The sequence below is a fragment of the Chryseobacterium contaminans genome, assembly GCF_001684955.1.
Classification (GTDB): Bacteria; Bacteroidota; Bacteroidia; order Flavobacteriales; family Weeksellaceae; genus Chryseobacterium; species Chryseobacterium contaminans.
In genome coordinates this window covers 1-1,891 of record NZ_MAYF01000195.1, presented here as the reverse complement: position 1 = coordinate 1,891, position 1,891 = coordinate 1, and the positions used below count along the sequence as shown (strand labels likewise).

The 1,891-nt window shown below is 32.2% G+C and carries 3 protein-coding genes; all 3 read left to right on the top strand.

Translation table 11 applies throughout. The annotated features are described in order from the left end of the window. The first annotated feature begins 41 nt into the window (after positions 1-41). Genes BBH99_RS11475 through BBH99_RS11465 form a run of 3 tightly spaced genes read left to right on the top strand, consistent with a single transcriptional unit; the run spans position 42 to position 1,737 of the window. On the top strand, positions 42-404 hold the full coding sequence (locus tag BBH99_RS11475) for a hypothetical protein (RefSeq protein ID WP_066695641.1): 363 nt from the start codon (positions 42-44) through the stop codon (positions 402-404). Between the two features lie 5 nt (positions 405-409). Continuing rightward, entirely contained in the window at positions 410-1,222 is an 813-nt protein-coding gene (locus BBH99_RS11470; protein WP_066695639.1) for a DCC1-like thiol-disulfide oxidoreductase family protein, read from the top strand. 11 nt (positions 1,223-1,233) lie between these two features. Continuing rightward, a complete protein-coding gene (locus BBH99_RS11465; protein WP_066695637.1) occupies positions 1,234-1,737 on the top strand; it encodes an SRPBCC family protein in 504 nt (167 codons plus the stop codon). Positions 1,738-1,891: the final 154 nt, after the last annotated feature.

Here is a 1,891-nt window from a genome sequence, read left to right as displayed (position 1 = left end):
GAACCCGGGGCGATTTTCTTAACCTTTAAAAATAAAACACGATGAAAAATTTTATAAAATATGATTACTATATTCAGGTGTTCTTTTTAATTCTTGGGCCACTGGCTCTCATTATGGGAGATTTAACAGGATTGCTCTTGTGTTATTTTACTGTAGGAATTCCACAATTGATAAGTTTTTTAATTAGACTTTTTCTTACAATCAAAAAAACACCTTTCTATATTGTATATGGTATTCTTATTATCCCGGTTTGGATCTCAGTATTGTTGATTGCCATTTTCAAAATAAGTAATGATATCACGGAAATACCTTCAATTATTGTTATGATGGCTTTTTTTTACAGCCCGCTCCTGGCTATATTTTATGTTTATGAATACCATGACCTTTATAAATCTTTAAAATAAATATCATGAAAACACTCAAAAACCATACCCTGCTTTACGATAACGAATGCCCTATGTGTGCTCTTTATTCCAAAGGTTTTACAAAATCTGGAATGCTTGATACAGATGGAAGAGAAGCCTTTACGGAAATATCAGCCAGGAATAAGAATCTAATAGATTTTAATCGTGCAAAAAATGAAATTGCCCTGATAGATTCTGAAAATAATAAAGTAATCTATGGGTTAGATAGCCTCCTGATAATCATTGGCAATTCATTTCCATTATTAGAAAAAATAGCCAGAATACAACCTCTATATTGGTACTTTAAAAAAGTATATTCCTTTGTTTCCTATAACAGAAAGCAGATTATTCCATCAGAAAAAGATAATACAGAACAATCCTGTGTGCCTGATTTTAATCTGAAATACAGAGTAGCTTATATCATCTTTGTAGCTTTGTTTTCAGCTTATATTTTAAGTGTATATTCAGGCAAACCTGGAATCAGCCTGGTACCAAATTTTTTCAGAAAATTAGCGGTTTGTGTTGGACAGATCCTTTGGCAGACCTTATTTTTAAAAGTTTATTTAAAAGATAAAATCTGGGATTATTTAGGAAATATGATGACTGTTTCATTATTAGGAACATTACTCTTAATTCCTGCCATGCTGACCAATTTTACTCCGGTTTTCTATCTTATCTATTTCGGGGTTGTAGTGTTTATTATGTTTCTGGAGCATTTGAGAAGATGCAGGATCTTAAAGCTGAATATACTTCCTACCATTTCATGGATATTGTTCAGATTAACAGCCTTAGCCATTATTATTGCCATTACTATCTAAAAATGATAGACATGTCCAGAATTTATTTAGAAACCTTGATTGATGCTGATATTCAAACAGTCTTTGATTTAGCAAGGAATATAGATTTACACCAGCAGTCAACATCCCGTACCCATGAAAAAGCAATTGCAGGACGTACATCTGGTCTGATTGAAGAAAATGAAACCGTAACCTGGAAAGCAAAACATTTGGGCATATATCAAACCCTTACCACAAAGATTACCAGTATGGAAAAACCCAATCAGTTTACAGACGAAATGCAGAAAGGGGTCTTCAAATCATTACATCATCAGCATATTTTTAAAGTGGTAAATGAAAAAACACTGATGATTGACATCTTTGATTTTGAATCTCCATTAGGAATAATAGGGAAAATGTTTAACAAAATATTTCTCAAAAACTACCTTAAAAATTTCCTGTTGGAAAGAAACAAACTAATAAAAATTATCGCAGAATCACCGGACAACAACTACCAACTAATTACCCAATCATCCAGCCATGAAGTGGCGATTTAATAAAATTCTATCAACCAATCCAATATCAATCAATTCCTAAACCAATAAACATCCACATCATGAATTTTTTAAAAGCAGAATGGCGAAAATTAGCCATCATTAATTATGAAATCAGTCCGGATTTATTATCAAAATATCTTCCGGCAGGTACTGA